Source organism: Candidatus Paceibacterota bacterium (assembly GCA_035530615.1).
GTDB lineage: Bacteria > Actinomycetota > Actinomycetes > Nanopelagicales > Nanopelagicaceae > QYPT01.
In genome coordinates, this window is the sequence record DATKUL010000002.1 from 889,771 (window position 1) to 904,611 (window position 14,841).

The window sequence follows — 14,841 nt, forward strand, 5'->3', positions numbered from 1 at the left end:
AGAAACTTGGAAAGTTCTCCGTTCATTGTTTGGTTTAACTTTGCCACGAAGGTCGCAGCAAATCTTGCCCGTGCTTGTGTTGTGAATCGGTATCGGTAGTACATCTCGTTTTTTAGCGTGGCGAAGAAACTCTCTGCTGCGATGTTGATTCACTCGTCAAGAACTATCTCAACAACCCAAAGACGCATTCACTTCAAAATGATCGCGCCTCCGTGAGCACAATGGAGCACCACGTTCTTGTGATGCACCCAAGTGACAAGGACGAGATCACTACGCAGATCGCATCACGCGATCGTGTTTATCCCAAGTTCACCGATGTCCGTCCACACCATGCAGAATTGGTATCCATCACCGGCTCCAAAGAACCCAGCGGGATTGCATACATTGCACCCATCGTGGATAAACCCAAATTCGGTGGTCGCAAGCCACGCCCAGGACAAGACCAGAGATTGAGGTGTACTAAGGATCTTGGACAGATTCTCCTCTAGCGAGAGGATAGGTCCGTTAGTTGGCGACATCACCTACTTGCGCACCGATCAGGGATGGCTCTATTTGGCAGTTGTGCTCGACCTTGCCACTCGAATGATCATCGGCTGGCAGATGGCAACGCACATGCGCACCTCCTTGATAACGGATGCCCTGGAGATGGCACGCCTGCATGGCCACGTGAAGGCGGAGGCAATATTTCATTCAGATAGAGGAGCCCAATACACCTCTGATGAATTCGCAAAATACTGTCGTCGCTCCCGCATCACCCCGAGCATGGGCAGGACTGGAGTGTGTTGGGATAATGCCGCAGCGGAGTCTTTCTTCGCCACGCTAAAAAACGAGATGTACTACCGATATAGGTTCACAACACAAGCACGGGCACGCTTTGCCGTGGCCGAATACATCGAGGTGTTCTACAACCGCAAGAGGCTGCACTCAACTCTTGGTTACCAAACCCCTAGTGAAGTGCTTGCTCATTATTATGCTGCGACCTTCGCGGCATAATTAAACCAAACAACGAACGGAGAACTGTCCAGGTTTCTTGACACAGCCCATCTCGCTTAATTGAGACAGAACGAAATTAGCATAGGTATTGATGTGCCGCTAAGGCGACTGCACTTACGCGACAGAAGGAGCAAACGGACTGCATACTAAGTAATTACCCCTAGTGGAATATGCGCGAGCCTCTCTCAAACACAAGGGTAAACACATCGCAAAGTGGTGTGGGGCACCGATGTTTGGCGCTCAACCGATGGGCAGAGTGTGGACATGGCAACAGAAAGCCACAGCCGTGGCATGAGAATTCAAAACCGGCACGCCAAACTGTCCGAGGAACGTTAGTCAGATCAATGAACTCAATACGTCTTACAATTAGCCTTTACAGATAGTAAAGATACGTCTTACAATCAGCCTTTACAGATAGTAAAGGCTAACAAGGGGGAATTTATGAAGAAATTAACTGCATTAGTTCTGACCGGTGCCTTTCTTACCGTAATAAGCGCGGCGCCTTCAGGAACAGCATGAGTTAGGGCTTTCTTTTTGGTGGGCGGGGCATTACAGCATTTACCAACTGACACAGATATACGTTTGTGTGAGTTTCAATACCGAATGTATGTAGTAATAGAAGGATGGCGTAATTATGTTGGTAGAAAACGAGTCGAACATTGAAGAGTCAAAAAGTATTGATACTGCTGACTATTTATGGTCCATCTACTTTCAAACTCGTTCGCTTGAGGATAGAAATCGCTTGGTTCTCTTTTATGCCCCGTTAGTAAGAGTGGTGGCCAATCGCATTGCACGACGGATGCATTCATTTCAATCAGTTCAAGAACTCTGCTCTTGCGGTCAATTCGGACTCATTAACGCCATCGAACGCTTTGACCCCATTGGCGGTTTCCAGTTTGCAACCTACGCAACGATTCGCATTCAAGGCGCCATCATTGACGAATTACGCCGAGATGACATGCTGCCCAAGAGGATGCGCGCGCGCGTGCGTGAATATCAGGTGACTCGCGAAGCCCTTGAACTCAAACTGCGCCGCACCCCAACATTTGGCGAAATGGCCCAGCACCTTGGAACAACCTTGGTAGACATCGTGGAACTTGACGATCTGTCCACCATATCCAATTACATGGTCCCTCTGTCCATGGTCGATGATGGACCGGGCGGATTATCGGCCTCCACATGGATTGATCCAAACCAGAGTTCCGATCTAGCATCAATGCACGAAGAGGTAAAAGCTGCCCTCCTTCGCATCACCGAACGCCAACGCCAGGTGTTGGTTCTGCACTTTCTCGAAGGATTCCAAAATAGTGAAATAGCAGAGGCTCTCGGGATAGACCGCTCCAGGGTCACACAACTCATTCAACAAGGGTTGCGAAATCTCCGTACCGAACTAGGAAACCGCCAGATCTAACTCTCCGTAGGTTTGACCCCTCGTGCATTTGCTCGTCGCGCACCGTACGAGGCCCATGCTGCGATATCAGAGGCAATATCTGATGAGGGTATCGCGTTGGCCGAATCCACGTTCTCCTGACGAATCCGATCCAGTACTTCCATTCGATCAATGCGAACTTGCTTCGGTGCCTCAATGCCAAGTTTGACCCGGCCGTTCGAGGACACAGAGACGACAGTGAGAACGATGTCCTCTCCGATGAGGATCTTCTGTCCGACTTCACGAGTTAGCGTCAACATGGGAGTTCAGTCGTCCCGATCAAGGGGAAACGGGGCCCTCACGGGCCAACCGAATTCCCGCTCGCTCACATTGGGAACCAACTGATCGGCCAGGCCGGTCCGGCGGTTGACGACAATGGGAGAATACAAATTCGCCGTGGATTTCCATAGCGGATCGCGGGGATGAATGATCGCGAGCAGTGCCAAGTCATCAGGATCGAACAAGCCGAGTTCTTCGATCATCGCATCGTCGATCTTAATGTCGTAGTCCTGCCACAGGAACTTAGGCGACATGACCAACAAGGTGAGATCATTTAACAACTCGCCGCCGTGTAAATGAAGCGAGTCAGTGCAGCGAAGGCGCGCAAAAATCGCCGGTGTCTCCTCGACCAACGGTTCGACGACGAAATGACGCGCGCCCTTGAAACCTGGCATGTCGTGTTGGAGAGTCAAGTCCATCCGTGTAATCGAGATTGGGGAACTAGCGGTTTTCATGTAGCGCTCCCTTTAGTCAGTAATTGTTGAACATTACAAGAACTTTACGAGGGTTTCGGGAATAGCTCGCGACACCGCCCAAAGAGCGGCTTGGTAGCTAGTTGTCTCCAAGGAAAGTTGCGTCGCAGCAGTTGCTACATTCACATTTTCAAGATTGGCCTGGTTGGATTGAACGTTGGCAATCTGAATGGTAAGGGCCGAAGAAGCACTGGACACCATTTGCGAGGCACTGCCCAAGGCGGCGGCGCTCTGTTGTGCACCCGAGATCACATTCTCCAAGGCGTTGAGTGCCGACGAAATATTCGCCGACGTCGGCGCTCCAGAGAGGAGGGCGGCGACGGCGCTTGACAAGGTGGCGAAGGCATTTGATGCGCCAACTCCAAAGATCGCTGTCCCCACCACCGAAAGGTTGACGCTCTGACCTACACCCGACCCCGGCCCGATCACCGTTGACGGGCTATCGTTATTGCCTAGGAAGTTACCGGTTGCATCGTAAGCCTGGGGGGAAGCCGAAGTCCCAGCAAAGATCGCCCGACCCGCATATTGCGTATTAGACAGCGAGAGCAGATTGGCGGAGATTCCCTTCAACTCGGTACCCAGAGCCGAGTAAGTGATGGGACTCTGAACACCTTGGTTGGCCGCCTGAAGCAGAATTGAACGTGCTGACTGTAGGGCCCCGAGCACATTATTGGCCGTGCTATTCGCGATACCAAGCCATGACGTGGCGGCGTCCACATTGGTCTGCCAACTCGTCAACTGCTTTGCCTGACTCGAGAGCATCAACACGTGGGTGACCGCAGCGGGATTATCGGAGGGCTTGTTGAGCACCCGACCCGACGCGAGTTGCATCTGCAATTCGGCAATATTGTTAGCCTGCGCCGTTATTTGTCCCGTGAGAGTCTGAATGAGCGCATCGTTTGAAATGAACATTTTTAGACCGCCGCAAGTAGGGATTGGAAAGTGATCGTGATGGCGCTCACGACCTTGGCCATCGCTTGGAAGGCATTCTGCGCAGCCAGAATGTCTATCTCCTGAGCGTTCTGATTGACTCCCGAAATCGAGGAGAGGCTGTTCGCTGCAGTCGTCGCCATTTTGGATGCTGCCGAAGAGGTCGCCGATGCATTGGTCGCCTCAGTGCCGAGCACCCCGATCATCTTCCGATAGTTGATGTCGGGACCGGTCGCAGATGAGGCAAGTGCCGCCATCGCCTGAGCGTTCGTGCCATCGAAGGTCGGCGTCCCTATGACGTTTGAGTTCCCTGGCCCAGGTGCCGAGGCAGTAGCGATGAGCGAAGGATCAGTCAATAAAGCTGGAGAGACTGCAATGGTGGCTGCGGAGTTGAAGCCGCCGGAACTGGTGGTGTAGGTGCCCGAGGATCCACCACTTACGAAAATGTTAGGCAAGATCGTGCCCGCCCACGCCCCCGCGATGGCCGACCCGGGGTCGCCCTTCGCGTTCATACCGTTCGCCTGCAGCGCATTAATGCCGGTGGCCAGCGAGTCCGCCACCGAATTGAGTTGATTCTCATATGAGGGAATCACAAAATTAACCGCCGCCACGTTGGCGCCGATGAGACCTCGTGCATTCACGGTGACTCCATTGCCCGTCACAATACTCAGATTGGCACTCGCCGCTGAACCAGTGGCCGTAAGGGTCTGGGCAATGTTGCCTCCCACTAACTCCACACCATTGAGATGAACCGAAAGGGCACCGTGGGCGCCCGCTGATGCAGTGACCCCGAGCAAGCCAGCCAACTGGTCGACCGCGGCAGTCCTCGTGCCGATCAGTGCGTTCACATTCTGTCCGCCCGTCGTACCAGCAACAATGCCGACATTGAGTTGCGCCACCTGACCCAAGAGGCTATTCACCTGAGCGAGCGCTCCTCCATCATTAGCACCCGAACCAAGTTGATTCTGCAGCGAGGACGACAATTGGCCCAACCTGCTGAAACTCCCGCTGATTGTCTGTGCCAGAGTCTGGGCAGCACCAATGACCGCTTGCTGGGATCCGATCTGATTCGCGTTGGTGGCCAGGGTCGACAGATCCGACCAGAGCGTAGCCAACTGTGAGGCGATCCCAGTCGCGCTGGGCTCAGGAAAGATTGATTCGATAGAGCCCATAATCTGGTTAGCCTGCGTGGCCCCTCCCAGAATCCCTTGCGCCGCCACATTGGCCGCGGCGTACACCGGGTCGGTCTGTTGACTGACCGACAAGATGGTGACCCCTTGGCCAACACCCAATGGTCCAGCAGCGAATTGGGCGGAAAGATTGACCTTCTGGGCGGCATAACCAGGCGTCGTGGCGTTGGCCAAGTTGTTCGACGCGGTATTGATCTTCGCAAGAGCGGCAGCAAGTCCGCTGGCTGCGATCGACAGACCCATGTCACTCATAGCGCACCCTCCACGAGCACTCCGCTCCTAGACATACTTCGACCGTAAGTCGCGCCACCATCGGCACGCAGGAACGCCAGAGCCTCGCCCGTCAGTACGACGCGTCGGCCCAGAGCCTCGTTCATGGAGTTGGCCAAGGTCTGAATCTCCGTCACAGCCCCTATAAGTGCCCGACGCAGGTCCAGTAACACTTCGCTCCACCCTCCGCTGGTGTGTGTCGCCAACTCTTCAAGACGAAGCGCCGGGTCCAATTCAAAGTGGTCGGCTACCAAAACCATGGCCGATGAACGGACCAACTCTTCAAGGCGCAGAGATTCGTAGGCGATCTCTATTTCTCGGACGGCGGTAAGGATGGACGGACTCTGATCGGCCGTAGCCAGTGCTCCCAGCACGGTCAACCGATAACGAAGCACGGCCAATAACTCAAGGTCACGTTCAAGCGCCTCCACCAATGCAGAAAGAAGATCATCTAGGTCCACTTGAAGAATTAACGACCCCAACGGGTTCAAAATTGAGGGTCGGACTGACTATCTTCGCTCCCCTTCTCCCCTCCAGCCAGAGCCTGAATTCGCGCATAGTGGAGCGCGACTCCTGATACCAACCAGACCAATGTGCCGATCAGGCCAAGAGCCATGGCAAGACGGGCAAGAACCACGATCGGAGATAGACCCTGAGTGAGCATCTCTATAAAGCTGGGCAAGAGGATGATGAAAGCCAGTACTACGATGATGAGCGGCCGGAGTCTGCGAACGTCAATCACGAAAGCGAGATAATCGTGGCCTTTCAGCGCTCGCCCTCCAACTTCGAGTTAAGCAAAAGCGCCACCCATTGCAGAGTCGAGGCCGGCGCACCATCCAGCAGAGCAATGGGCAAAGTCCCCATCAGTTCGCCTACCGAAGTAGTGCTGGTGAAACGAGACAAGGCCAGGGCGTCGATCCGACCCAACTGACCGTGCCATCGCTCGAAGTCCGCGCGCTTCGACGTCGCCGGTACGGCGCCAAGCACATAATCTGGCTCCAATTGGTCAATCCAGGTCGCCACCTGGTCTAGGTCACGCGAACGGAGCGAAGCCTCCACGACGAGCACGGTCATTTTCTTTGCGCTCCGACGTCGCAGAACTCGGGCCCGCAACGAAGCGGTCCGTTCGCCAACAATGAGATCAGAGGCAGTCAAGTCCAGATTTGCCACGACGTGCCCAGCCGCGGCAAGGGCTTCACGTCGTGAACCCACCACAACAACAAGTGAATCTGCCGCCATGGGAGCAGCAGCTGGCAATGTGGCCAGTGAACTGACCAATGCATCCAGGGTCTGGGCCTCGGGCAGGTAGTCACTAGGGACACCCAGAGCGGCAAGGCTCGCAGAGAGCCCCTCAACCTCTGCGACAGGGACGTCAATGGGCTGGACACTTGGCGTCGGAGGCGGTGTCCGCTCCGTCGCTACTGCATCCACTAGGACCGCCTCAGCCTCAGCGAGCACTTTACTGAAATCACTTTCAAGGGCTAGATCGGATCCGAGCGTCACCTCGTCCGTCGTCGCCTCAACCAAGTCGTCGAGGTGCGATAGGACCTCAGGTGTCGACTGCTCCTTTCGTCGTCTACGCAGATTCAAAGGTTCGGCACCCTCGGGCACGGTAAGACCAGCGACAAAGCTCTCTCTGGCAAAAAAGCCAAAGACCCCTCCGCGCCGTACCCTCCAACATCGGATGACCACTTCGGTGCCGAGCTCCTGACGAGCCAGTTGTAGCGCCTCATCGTAAGTACGACCCTCGAACTCTTCAGAAGTGGCTTCAGGCCACGGTAGTAACTTCACGGTTCACACTCCCCACTAACGAGATCACCACACCAGATCCGATTTCACCCACGCCGACGACACCCATTCGCGGCAGGCTCGGCTTAAATAGCCGCCACACAGCCGGACGTAGCCGCGTTGCGCACAGCAGGACGGGAATGTGAGCCGTGGCCTCCGCCTCAGAGAAAAGACCTCCGACATCACGCACAATAGCTTCGGCCTCGCCGGCAGGTATTCCCAAGCTTCGTCGGCCTCGCTCTCCGATGCGCAGGGAACCCAACAGACTCTGTTCAAGCGCGGGCGAGAACGTGATCACGGACAACTCGCCCTCCTTGTTGTATAGCGACCCAATCGTGGTAGCAAGAGCCAGGCGTGCAGCCTCCAATAGGCTATCGGCGTCCTTCTGCTGACTCCGCGCCTGTTCGGTCAGCGCCTCGATAATACGCACGAGATCGCGAACAGGGACCCCTTCGTCGAGCAACCCTCGCAGTACTCCCTGAACATCGCCTAATGTGAGATTTACGGCAGCCATCTCCTCGAGCACGACGGGATTGGTCGCCTTCAAGGCGTCCAGCAGCAGCTTGGTGTCCTGACGAGATACCAGTTCTCCCGCGTGCTCACGCACGATTTCGGCAAGGTGGGTCGTGACGACAGCTGAACGGTCGACGACCGTGACCCCAGCCACCGCTGCCTGATGGCTCAGCCCAACCGGGATCCATTTGGCTCGACCACCGAAGGCGGGGTCTCGCGTGTCTGTACCCGCGAGTCCTTCCAAGTTTTCACCGATGGCCAGTAGTTTTCCGCGCGGCGCTTGGCCCCTCGCCACCTCGATCCCATGAACTTTAATGGCATATTCAGCATTGGGCAGATCGAGATTATCTCTAGTGTGAACCCGGGGCATGACTACACCGAGTTCCATGGCGACGTTGCGACGGAGCACCTTCACCCGATCCAGCAGATCGCCACCTCGTTCGGACTGAACTAGATCGATAAGGTCGATGCCGAGTTCCAGACTGAGTGGTTCCACTGCCATCCCCGCCGCCAGCGCGTCGGGAGACTCTTCGATCGCGGGCGGAGTCGTTGCCGGAGTTGATTGGCCCTCCGGCACGCCCTCCGCGACGTCCTTCGGCAGTCGACTGCCGAAAGTGAATACCAGGCCACCGACGAGAAGAAAGGGAAGTGCCGGCAAACCGGGAATAATCGCCAGTATCGCCATAATCAGACCGGTCGCCCGCACAATTCTTCGGAAACGCGAAAGTTGCTTCACGACGTCGTAGCCCAGACCGTGCTCAGTGGCGCCCCGTGTCACGATGATGCCAGTTGCCAGTGAGAGCAGAAGGGCTGGGATCTGCGACACCAGACCATCTCCCACTGACAAAAGACTGTATGTGCTGATCGCCTCGGCGGGTGAAAGGTGGCGCTGGAAGACTCCGATAGCAAAGCCGCCGACCAGGTTGATCATCGTGATTACGATCGCGGCAATAGCATCACCTCGAACAAACTTGGAGGCTCCGTCCATGGCACCGTAAAAGTCCGCTTCATCGGCGATCTCACGCCGGCGTCGATGGGCTTCATGTTCGTCGATGGCCCCCGAAGCGCGATCCGCGTCGATGGCCATCTGCTTGCCCGGCATCGCATCAAGGGTGAAACGCGCCGCCACTTCGGCGACCCGACCCGAGCCCGAGGTGATTACCACAAACTGGATGATGATCAGAATGAAGAAGACCACCAGACCCACAACGATCGAACCACCAATGACGAAGTGGCCAAAACTCGACACCACGATCCCTGCATATCCATTCAACAGGACCTGACGAGTCACTGCGACGTTGAGCGCCAGACGGAACATGGTCGCCAACAGCACCAAAGTGGGAAAGACCGAAAATTCGAGGGGTTTCTTCACCTGCATGGCCGTCAACAGGACCAACACAGATCCGGTGATGTTCGCTGTAATGAGCATATCAATCACGAAAGTTGGCAGGGGAATAATCAGCACCACCACGATGGCGACGACGGAGAGAGGAACCGCCGTGTAGGTGAACTGCTCCCACCGACTTGATTTAATCATCAGAGGTTTAGCCATGTAATAATCCGACAGGACGGACAGGATAGAACTTCATGGGATCCTCCATGGACTTTTCTCGTACATCACGTCCGTCCATGGACTTGCCAGCGCCTTCCTGGCGCACACTACTTCTACGTCCCAGGCATCAATTAAGTTGAGAGGCCGCGGGAGTAAAGTTCACCATCAACCAACCATCTGATGCACGTCGCGATAGACCCGCGCCGTCGGCGAGAGTGAATAAACGAAGGCCAACAACTGAGCCACCGCCGTGTAAAGCCCAGGCGGAACGACATCGTCCACCTCACACGAGGCGTGCAGTGCACGGGCGAGGATCGGATTCTCTACAAGAACCACCCCGCACCGACGCGCGTGTTCGCGGATCGCGATGGCGTTGAAATCAGCACCCTTAGCCACCACCCGTGGTGCGCGGTCCCTCTGGCGATCGTACGCGATTGCCACCGCGAAGTGTGTGGGATTGGTTACCACTGCGTCAGCGCGAGCTACTGCGGCCATCATATGCATGCGAGAAAGTTGCCGAGCCTTGTTGCGAAGAGTCTGGCGAACCTCGGGGTTTCCGTCGCTCTCGCGGCGTTCATTCCTCACCTCTTGCTTGGTCATGCGCAGATCCTGGTTATGTGTGCGCCGCAGGAAGAAGTAGTCAGCCCCGGCGATCACCAATGACAATCCCCCGATAAAACGCATGAGCCGCGACACCGTCGACTCCGTTGCGAGCAAGGTCGTCTGCAAGGGAAGAGTCGCACCACCAAGCACGCTGTGCACCAAATGATTCAAGATGCCATAGGAGACGACGGCGAGCACAGCTATCTTCAGTAACGTCTTGCCAAGCGTCCAGAACCCTTGGCTCGAGAAAAGGCGGTGCAGTCCGTTCTTCGGGGAGATACGTGAGAGTTGGAAGTTCAGGGCTTTGGGCGTGATGCGCAGACCCACCTGGGCGACGGCGAGGGCTAAACCGACCGCACTACCGACTAGCAATGTCGGCAGTGCCGCAAACGCAGCGGTTAGGAGTCCCTGACCCAGAATTGCGACCGCTCTGGCAGGATCGGGATGAGCCATCGCCTGGACCACATCCTGGACAAAGCCGTTGATGCGATTGACTGCCAGAGTTCCCATCCAAGGCAGCAGTAAAACCACCGCCAACAGCGCAGCCCACCCGCCGATCTCAGGGGAACGGGCCACGCTGCCCTTCTCCCGCATCTCCTTTCGGTGTTTGGCAGTGCCCTTCTCTGTACGCGAAGACTTGTCGGCCATTATCGCCCTCCGACTAGTTGGCTCATCGCCCGTCCGACCAGAGTCACAATGTCGTTGGGAAGAGCCACAATGGCGACGCTGACGCCGATGAGCGCCATGACGATTTGTAGTGGCATTCCAAAGACAAAGACATTGATCTGGGGGGCGGCTTTGGACAATAGGGCGAGCACGATCTGAGTACAAAAGAGTACGGCGATAAGGGGTGCCGCGATCTCCACCGCTGCCGCGAAGAAGATGACCACGTCGTCGGTGACAACCTGAGCCAGTGAACTCATCGTGGTCGGCGGAAGGCTCGTGCCCACTGCTTTGAATGAGGTCATGAAACCCTGCACGATGACATGGACGGCTCCGGTGGTGAAGAGGAGCGCGGTGAGCACCAGATTGTAGAACTGACCGAAAATCGATGCCTGTATCTGCGAGAGTGGGTCAATGGCCGGGGGAAGATTTATCCCCGAAAATAGGTCGATCAATCTTCCGGCGGCAACCACCGTCGTCACGAAAAGTGAGACCACGTACCCAAGCACTATTCCCACCAACGCCTGGACAACGATCGCCACGAGAACCTGGGCGTTGGTCTCGGGCAGTCGATCGTGCTGCAACGTCCCCGCAGCATAGAAAGCCAACGCTCCCGCGAAGCCGATCTTCACCATCTTTGGAATCGAGGAGTTCGAGAACGGCGGGCAGATCGTCACCCACGCGATGGAGCGGACGAAGGCCAACACGAGCGCGACTATGAAATCAGCCGAGAGGGTGAAACTCATCCCTGCCCCGAAAGGATCTGAGGGATCGAATTGTAAAGATTCTCGGTGTACCCCACCATAAGGCCCAACATCCAATGACCAAGCAAGAGCAGAACGAGGCCGATCGCCACGAGTTTGGGCAGGAACGTCAGGGTGGACTCCTGGATAGAGGTGACCACCTGAAAAAGTGAGATGGCCAGCCCCACGAGCAGACTCACCACCAGCACCGGGCCCGCTAGTTTGGTGATCAGGACCAGCGCCTGGGAGGCAAGGTTGAGAACAGTGGTGTCGGTCATCAACTCAACGGTTGAACGAGATTAAGAGGGAATGAACCACCAGCGACCACCCGTTGACCAGTACGAAAAGGAGAATCTTGAACGGAAGGGCAATCAGAGTTGGCGGCAACATATACATACCCATCGACATCATGATCGCCGACACCACCAGATCGATGACCATGAAGGGAATGAAGATCATAAATCCGATTAGAAAAGCCGTCTGAATCTCCGAGAGCACGAATGCTGGGATAATGGTGGTCAGAGGCAACGACTCGGGATCCTTGGCGTTCTCGCGACTGTAGGACGTGAAGAGAGCAAGTTCCTTCTTATGGGTCTGCTTGAGCATCCACTCTTTAAGTGGAACCTCACCGAGTGCGATCGCCTGGGTGGCCGAGATCTTTCCGTGCGTGTAGGGCTGAATGGCCACACGATCAATTGCCGCTGTCACCGGAGCCATAATGAAGAGCGTGAGAATCAAGGCCAGACCGGCAAGTACCTGGTTCGGAGGAACGGCCTGTGTTCCCAGCGCGTTACGGGTGAGGGAGAGCACGATGAACACACGGGGAAATGCCGTCATCAGCACCAGCACTGACGGCGCTATGGACAGAACCGTCAGCGTGATGATGATGAGCACCGAGGTCGAGGGATCGCTCAACCCACTGATGTCCACATTCAGGTCCGAGCCCGCAGCCACCAACCCCTGCGTCATGCTTCAAACCTGGAAGATTCTGAAAACTTTAACGGCATGTGCACTCTCGATCGGAGCACCCGAGCACTCTTAGTGTCGGACAGTGATCTCCCGTAGATGGTCTATGAAGGCATCCCATGCCCTAGGAGCGTCTCCCCTAATACCTGGCACCGTCCCTGGTGCGAGGAGTTGATCCTTGTCCTGACCCACAATTTCGGTTCTGCCGGTTAGCCACTCATCCTCATTAAGTTCGGCCAGCATGGTCATCTGCGCAGCAGTCTGGCCCAGCAGGAACGTCCGTTGCGCCACCTGAACAACGACCAACGAGACGTTTTTGCCCAGAGAGCGGCGTGAAACCACGTCAATGCGGCCCGCCTTTGAACCGAACTGTGGGCTGCCCTGCCACTTGCGGCCAAATCGAGCCAATACGATGAGCAGGCCGATGATCAGGCCGAGAACTAAGAGCATGCGCCCAAAGGCCAAGAACGTAGCCCCCATAGACTAGATGGCCTTGTCCGAGACGATCTCGGTGATACGTACGCCGTACTCGTCGCCGACTTCGACCACCTCTCCACGGGCAAGCACAACCTCTCGATTCAATACAATCTCGATCGGCGCACCGACCGCCTGGTCGAGTTCAATGACATGTCCCGGGCGTAGCGCGCTCAACTCGCCAAAAGAGAGCCGGGTCTTACCGATCCACGCCGACACCTCGACCGACACGTTGCGAAATTGAGCTTCGCGCACACGCAAACTCGCGTCATCAGAAATCTCGACCGTCGGCGGTGTGGGTTCGTTCGCAGTCTTCACTTGGTGACCTCTTCTTTAATTTGGCACGCCTTGTGCACTCCTGAACTACACATGTCCGCCAGAGCGACAAGAAGTCCCTCCGCACGAACCTCCAGCGGTCGACCCTTGGGATGACCAAGGCCCAGGCTGTCACCCACTCGAAGGGTAAGCAACTCCGCAGGAGTAGTCACGAAACTCGGAAACTGAAACACGACATCCAGGGGAACTTCCAACAGACGGCGACGGGTGGCGCTTGCGAGGATACTCTCCTGGCCATCGTCACCAGGCATGCCCCTAGCCTGCAGACCGTCGATGAGCATCCGCACCATGGGAAACGGCAGGCAGATCAACGCTTCACGAATGGGTCGGGTCGCCACTGCGAGGGACATGCGTACCGCCATGCACATCTCCGACGGCGATGCCACCGAGACAAACTGGATGTTGCCCTCTTGTGCCTCAAGTAACGGATAGGTGGTGTGGATTCGCGCCAACGCCCGACTCAATTCACCGATGAGATCCTCGATGATGGAGGCAAAGAAGGCCTTATCGATCTCGGTGGGAATGCGACCGGAGAAATCATCTTCACCCGAGCCGGCTAGGCGCAGATCAACCAAGGCTAGGGCTTCCTCAGTTGGAATCGTCACAAGGGCTCGACCGACGAGAGGAGGCAAGGAGAACGTGAAAAAATACATGTCGTGTTCAAGCTCTGTGACCAGATCCCGCCAGGTCACCTGGTCCAACTTCACCAACTCGAAGGTACAAGGCTGGCGTAGTGTCGAGGTGAGTTTCTGGGTCGCCGAGCGGGTGAACGCCTCCAGCAACCCTTCTATAGCCTGAAGATCGACGCGCTCGAGCAGGTCGGTGCGTCGAAAGTCATGGCTTCGTACGACTTTGGCAGACTCGGGCATTACATCCTCTCCTGCGGCAGCACAGGGTTCACTGCCTAAACTTGCTGGTGGGTTTAATAACGATGTTGATGCGTCGATTCTGAGCCCGTCCTGCAGACGTGGCGTTGGAGACCAGCGGATGATACTGGCCATAGCCCACGAGAATGACCCTATTCGGGTCCACGCCATCGACCTCGGTCATGCGCACCACGACCGTACTGGCCCGAGCAGCCGACAGGGCCCAATTGTTCGCGTAGAGTCCCGAGATGGGCCGGTTATCCGTGTAGCCGGCGACCTCGATCGCATTGGGAAATCTTTTGAGCACCTGCGCCGAAGTATCGACGATCTGAGCGCCGACCGGTGATAGATCCGCCGAAGCCGTCTCAAAGAAGGTGGAGTCAGAGACTAGACCCTCCACCAATCCTGATGAATTGATGGCGAAAGTGACGTTGCCGAGTAGCCCCTGAGCATCGAGCGCGGAACTCAATTCGCGCTCTAGCTGTTGGAATCCACTGGTGGACATCACGCCCGGAGCCGGCTTGTCGTGGACCTTGGTAGTTCCGTGCGGCACGTCCGAGCGAACAGCACGTGTCACGGACTGCTTAAATTCCTCATATTTGGCCTCGTTAACCTTTGACAGGGCGAAGAGCACAATGAAGAGAACAAGCAGCAGGGTGATCATGTCCGCATAGGTGAGAAGCCATCTCTCCGAATTATCCAATTGGTGCACTCCCTCGCGAATCCTCTGACCGTCGTTTGGCTCGGCAATATTCAGTTTTTCCATTGTCCTC

The 14,841-nt window shown here is 56.1% G+C and carries 18 protein-coding genes and 1 pseudogene; 3 read left to right on the forward strand and 16 right to left on the reverse strand.

Annotation, left to right across the window (positions count from 1 at the left end):
* Positions 1-212 precede the first annotated feature (212 nt).
* From VMW30_07480 to VMW30_07490, 3 genes and pseudogenes are all read left to right on the forward strand, one after another.
* The gene (locus VMW30_07480; GenBank protein ID HUW88198.1) at positions 213-488 is read left to right on the forward strand and encodes a hypothetical protein; all 276 of its coding nucleotides are present in this window, start codon (positions 213-215) and stop codon (positions 486-488) included.
* A pseudogene (locus VMW30_07485) lies at positions 484-993 on the forward strand (IS3 family transposase). The gene VMW30_07480 and the pseudogene VMW30_07485 overlap by 5 nt, the downstream one beginning before the upstream one ends.
* A 634-nt stretch (positions 994-1,627) precedes the next feature.
* Positions 1,628-2,404: a sigma-70 family RNA polymerase sigma factor gene (locus VMW30_07490; GenBank protein HUW88199.1), complete on the forward strand. Its 777-nt coding sequence runs from the start codon at positions 1,628-1,630 to the stop codon at positions 2,402-2,404.
* On the opposite strand, the gene VMW30_07495 is transcribed toward VMW30_07490, so the two are convergent.
* From VMW30_07495 to VMW30_07570, 16 genes are all read right to left on the reverse strand, one after another.
* A complete protein-coding gene (locus tag VMW30_07495; GenBank protein ID HUW88200.1) occupies positions 2,401-2,682 on the reverse strand; it encodes a carbon storage regulator in 282 nt (93 codons plus the stop codon). The two genes, VMW30_07490 and VMW30_07495, sit on opposite strands and share 4 nt — an antisense overlap.
* A gap of 6 nt (positions 2,683-2,688) precedes the next feature.
* Positions 2,689-3,156 carry a flagellar assembly protein FliW gene (locus VMW30_07500; protein HUW88201.1) on the reverse strand — a complete coding sequence of 156 codons (468 nt, stop codon included), beginning with the start codon at positions 3,154-3,156 and terminating at the stop codon, positions 2,689-2,691.
* A gap of 33 nt (positions 3,157-3,189) precedes the next feature.
* Positions 3,190-4,086 (reverse strand): flagellin, encoded by an 897-nt coding sequence (locus tag VMW30_07505; GenBank protein ID HUW88202.1) that lies wholly within the window; start codon positions 4,084-4,086, stop codon positions 3,190-3,192.
* Between the two features lie 2 nt (positions 4,087-4,088).
* On the reverse strand, positions 4,089-5,546 hold the full coding sequence (flgK, locus tag VMW30_07510; protein ID HUW88203.1) for a flagellar hook-associated protein FlgK: 1,458 nt from the start codon (positions 5,544-5,546) through the stop codon (positions 4,089-4,091).
* Entirely contained in the window at positions 5,543-6,025 is a 483-nt protein-coding gene (locus VMW30_07515; protein ID HUW88204.1) for a hypothetical protein, read from the reverse strand. Before VMW30_07515 ends, flgK begins: the two co-directional genes overlap by 4 nt.
* 26 nt (positions 6,026-6,051) lie before the next feature.
* A complete protein-coding gene (locus VMW30_07520) occupies positions 6,052-6,306 on the reverse strand; it encodes a hypothetical protein (protein ID HUW88205.1) in 255 nt (84 codons plus the stop codon).
* Between the two features lie 23 nt (positions 6,307-6,329).
* On the reverse strand, positions 6,330-7,355 hold the full coding sequence (locus VMW30_07525; protein ID HUW88206.1) for a hypothetical protein: 1,026 nt from the start codon (positions 7,353-7,355) through the stop codon (positions 6,330-6,332).
* The gene (locus tag VMW30_07530) at positions 7,333-9,417 is read right to left on the reverse strand and encodes a flagellar biosynthesis protein FlhA (GenBank protein HUW88207.1); all 2,085 of its coding nucleotides are present in this window, start codon (positions 9,415-9,417) and stop codon (positions 7,333-7,335) included. The genes VMW30_07525 and VMW30_07530 overlap by 23 nt, the downstream gene beginning before the upstream one ends.
* A gap of 165 nt (positions 9,418-9,582) precedes the next feature.
* A complete protein-coding gene (locus tag VMW30_07535) occupies positions 9,583-10,668 on the reverse strand; it encodes an EscU/YscU/HrcU family type III secretion system export apparatus switch protein (GenBank protein ID HUW88208.1) in 1,086 nt (361 codons plus the stop codon).
* Positions 10,668-11,429: a flagellar biosynthetic protein FliR gene (locus VMW30_07540; GenBank protein HUW88209.1), complete on the reverse strand. Its 762-nt coding sequence runs from the start codon at positions 11,427-11,429 to the stop codon at positions 10,668-10,670. Before VMW30_07540 ends, VMW30_07535 begins: the two co-directional genes overlap by 1 nt.
* Entirely contained in the window at positions 11,426-11,704 is a 279-nt protein-coding gene (fliQ, locus tag VMW30_07545) for a flagellar biosynthesis protein FliQ (protein ID HUW88210.1), read from the reverse strand. Before fliQ ends, VMW30_07540 begins: the two co-directional genes overlap by 4 nt.
* Positions 11,705-11,708: 4 nt before the next feature.
* Complete coding sequence (gene fliP / locus VMW30_07550) at positions 11,709-12,395, reverse strand: flagellar type III secretion system pore protein FliP (protein ID HUW88211.1); 687 nt, start codon at positions 12,393-12,395, stop codon at positions 11,709-11,711.
* Between the two features lie 69 nt (positions 12,396-12,464).
* Complete coding sequence (gene fliO, locus VMW30_07555) at positions 12,465-12,842, reverse strand: flagellar biosynthetic protein FliO (GenBank protein HUW88212.1); 378 nt, start codon at positions 12,840-12,842, stop codon at positions 12,465-12,467.
* Positions 12,843-12,875: 33 nt separating this feature from the next.
* Complete coding sequence (locus VMW30_07560) at positions 12,876-13,184, reverse strand: FliM/FliN family flagellar motor switch protein (GenBank protein ID HUW88213.1); 309 nt, start codon at positions 13,182-13,184, stop codon at positions 12,876-12,878.
* Positions 13,181-14,203: a flagellar motor switch protein FliM gene (locus VMW30_07565; protein HUW88214.1), complete on the reverse strand. Its 1,023-nt coding sequence runs from the start codon at positions 14,201-14,203 to the stop codon at positions 13,181-13,183. The genes VMW30_07560 and VMW30_07565 overlap by 4 nt, the downstream gene beginning before the upstream one ends.
* Entirely contained in the window at positions 14,100-14,834 is a 735-nt protein-coding gene (locus VMW30_07570; protein HUW88215.1) for an OmpA family protein, read from the reverse strand. The genes VMW30_07565 and VMW30_07570 overlap by 104 nt, the downstream gene beginning before the upstream one ends.
* Positions 14,835-14,841: the final 7 nt, after the last annotated feature.

Excerpts from the sequence above, each read along its gene's own strand:
- VMW30_07490 (HUW88199.1), top strand. The coding sequence starts at position 1,628 with ATGTTGGTAGAAAACGAGTCGAACATTGAAGAGTCAAAAAGTATTGAT.
- VMW30_07495 (HUW88200.1), bottom strand. The coding sequence starts at position 2,682 with ATGTTGACGCTAACTCGTGAAGTCGGACAGAAGATCCTCATCGGAGAG.
- VMW30_07500 (HUW88201.1), bottom strand. The coding sequence starts at position 3,156 with ATGAAAACCGCTAGTTCCCCAATCTCGATTACACGGATGGACTTGACT.
- VMW30_07505 (HUW88202.1), bottom strand. The coding sequence starts at position 4,086 with ATGTTCATTTCAAACGATGCGCTCATTCAGACTCTCACGGGACAAATA.
- flgK (HUW88203.1), bottom strand. The coding sequence starts at position 5,546 with ATGAGTGACATGGGTCTGTCGATCGCAGCCAGCGGACTTGCTGCCGCT.
- VMW30_07530 (HUW88207.1), bottom strand. The coding sequence starts at position 9,417 with ATGGCTAAACCTCTGATGATTAAATCAAGTCGGTGGGAGCAGTTCACC.
- VMW30_07535 (HUW88208.1), bottom strand. The coding sequence starts at position 10,668 with ATGGCCGACAAGTCTTCGCGTACAGAGAAGGGCACTGCCAAACACCGA.
- VMW30_07540 (HUW88209.1), bottom strand. The coding sequence starts at position 11,429 with ATGAGTTTCACCCTCTCGGCTGATTTCATAGTCGCGCTCGTGTTGGCC.
- fliQ (HUW88210.1), bottom strand. The coding sequence starts at position 11,704 with ATGACCGACACCACTGTTCTCAACCTTGCCTCCCAGGCGCTGGTCCTG.
- fliP (HUW88211.1), bottom strand. The coding sequence starts at position 12,395 with ATGACGCAGGGGTTGGTGGCTGCGGGCTCGGACCTGAATGTGGACATC.
- fliO (HUW88212.1), bottom strand. The coding sequence starts at position 12,842 with ATGCTCTTAGTTCTCGGCCTGATCATCGGCCTGCTCATCGTATTGGCT.
- VMW30_07565 (HUW88214.1), bottom strand. The coding sequence starts at position 14,203 with ATGGCCAGTATCATCCGCTGGTCTCCAACGCCACGTCTGCAGGACGGG.
- VMW30_07570 (HUW88215.1), bottom strand. The coding sequence starts at position 14,834 with ATGGAAAAACTGAATATTGCCGAGCCAAACGACGGTCAGAGGATTCGC.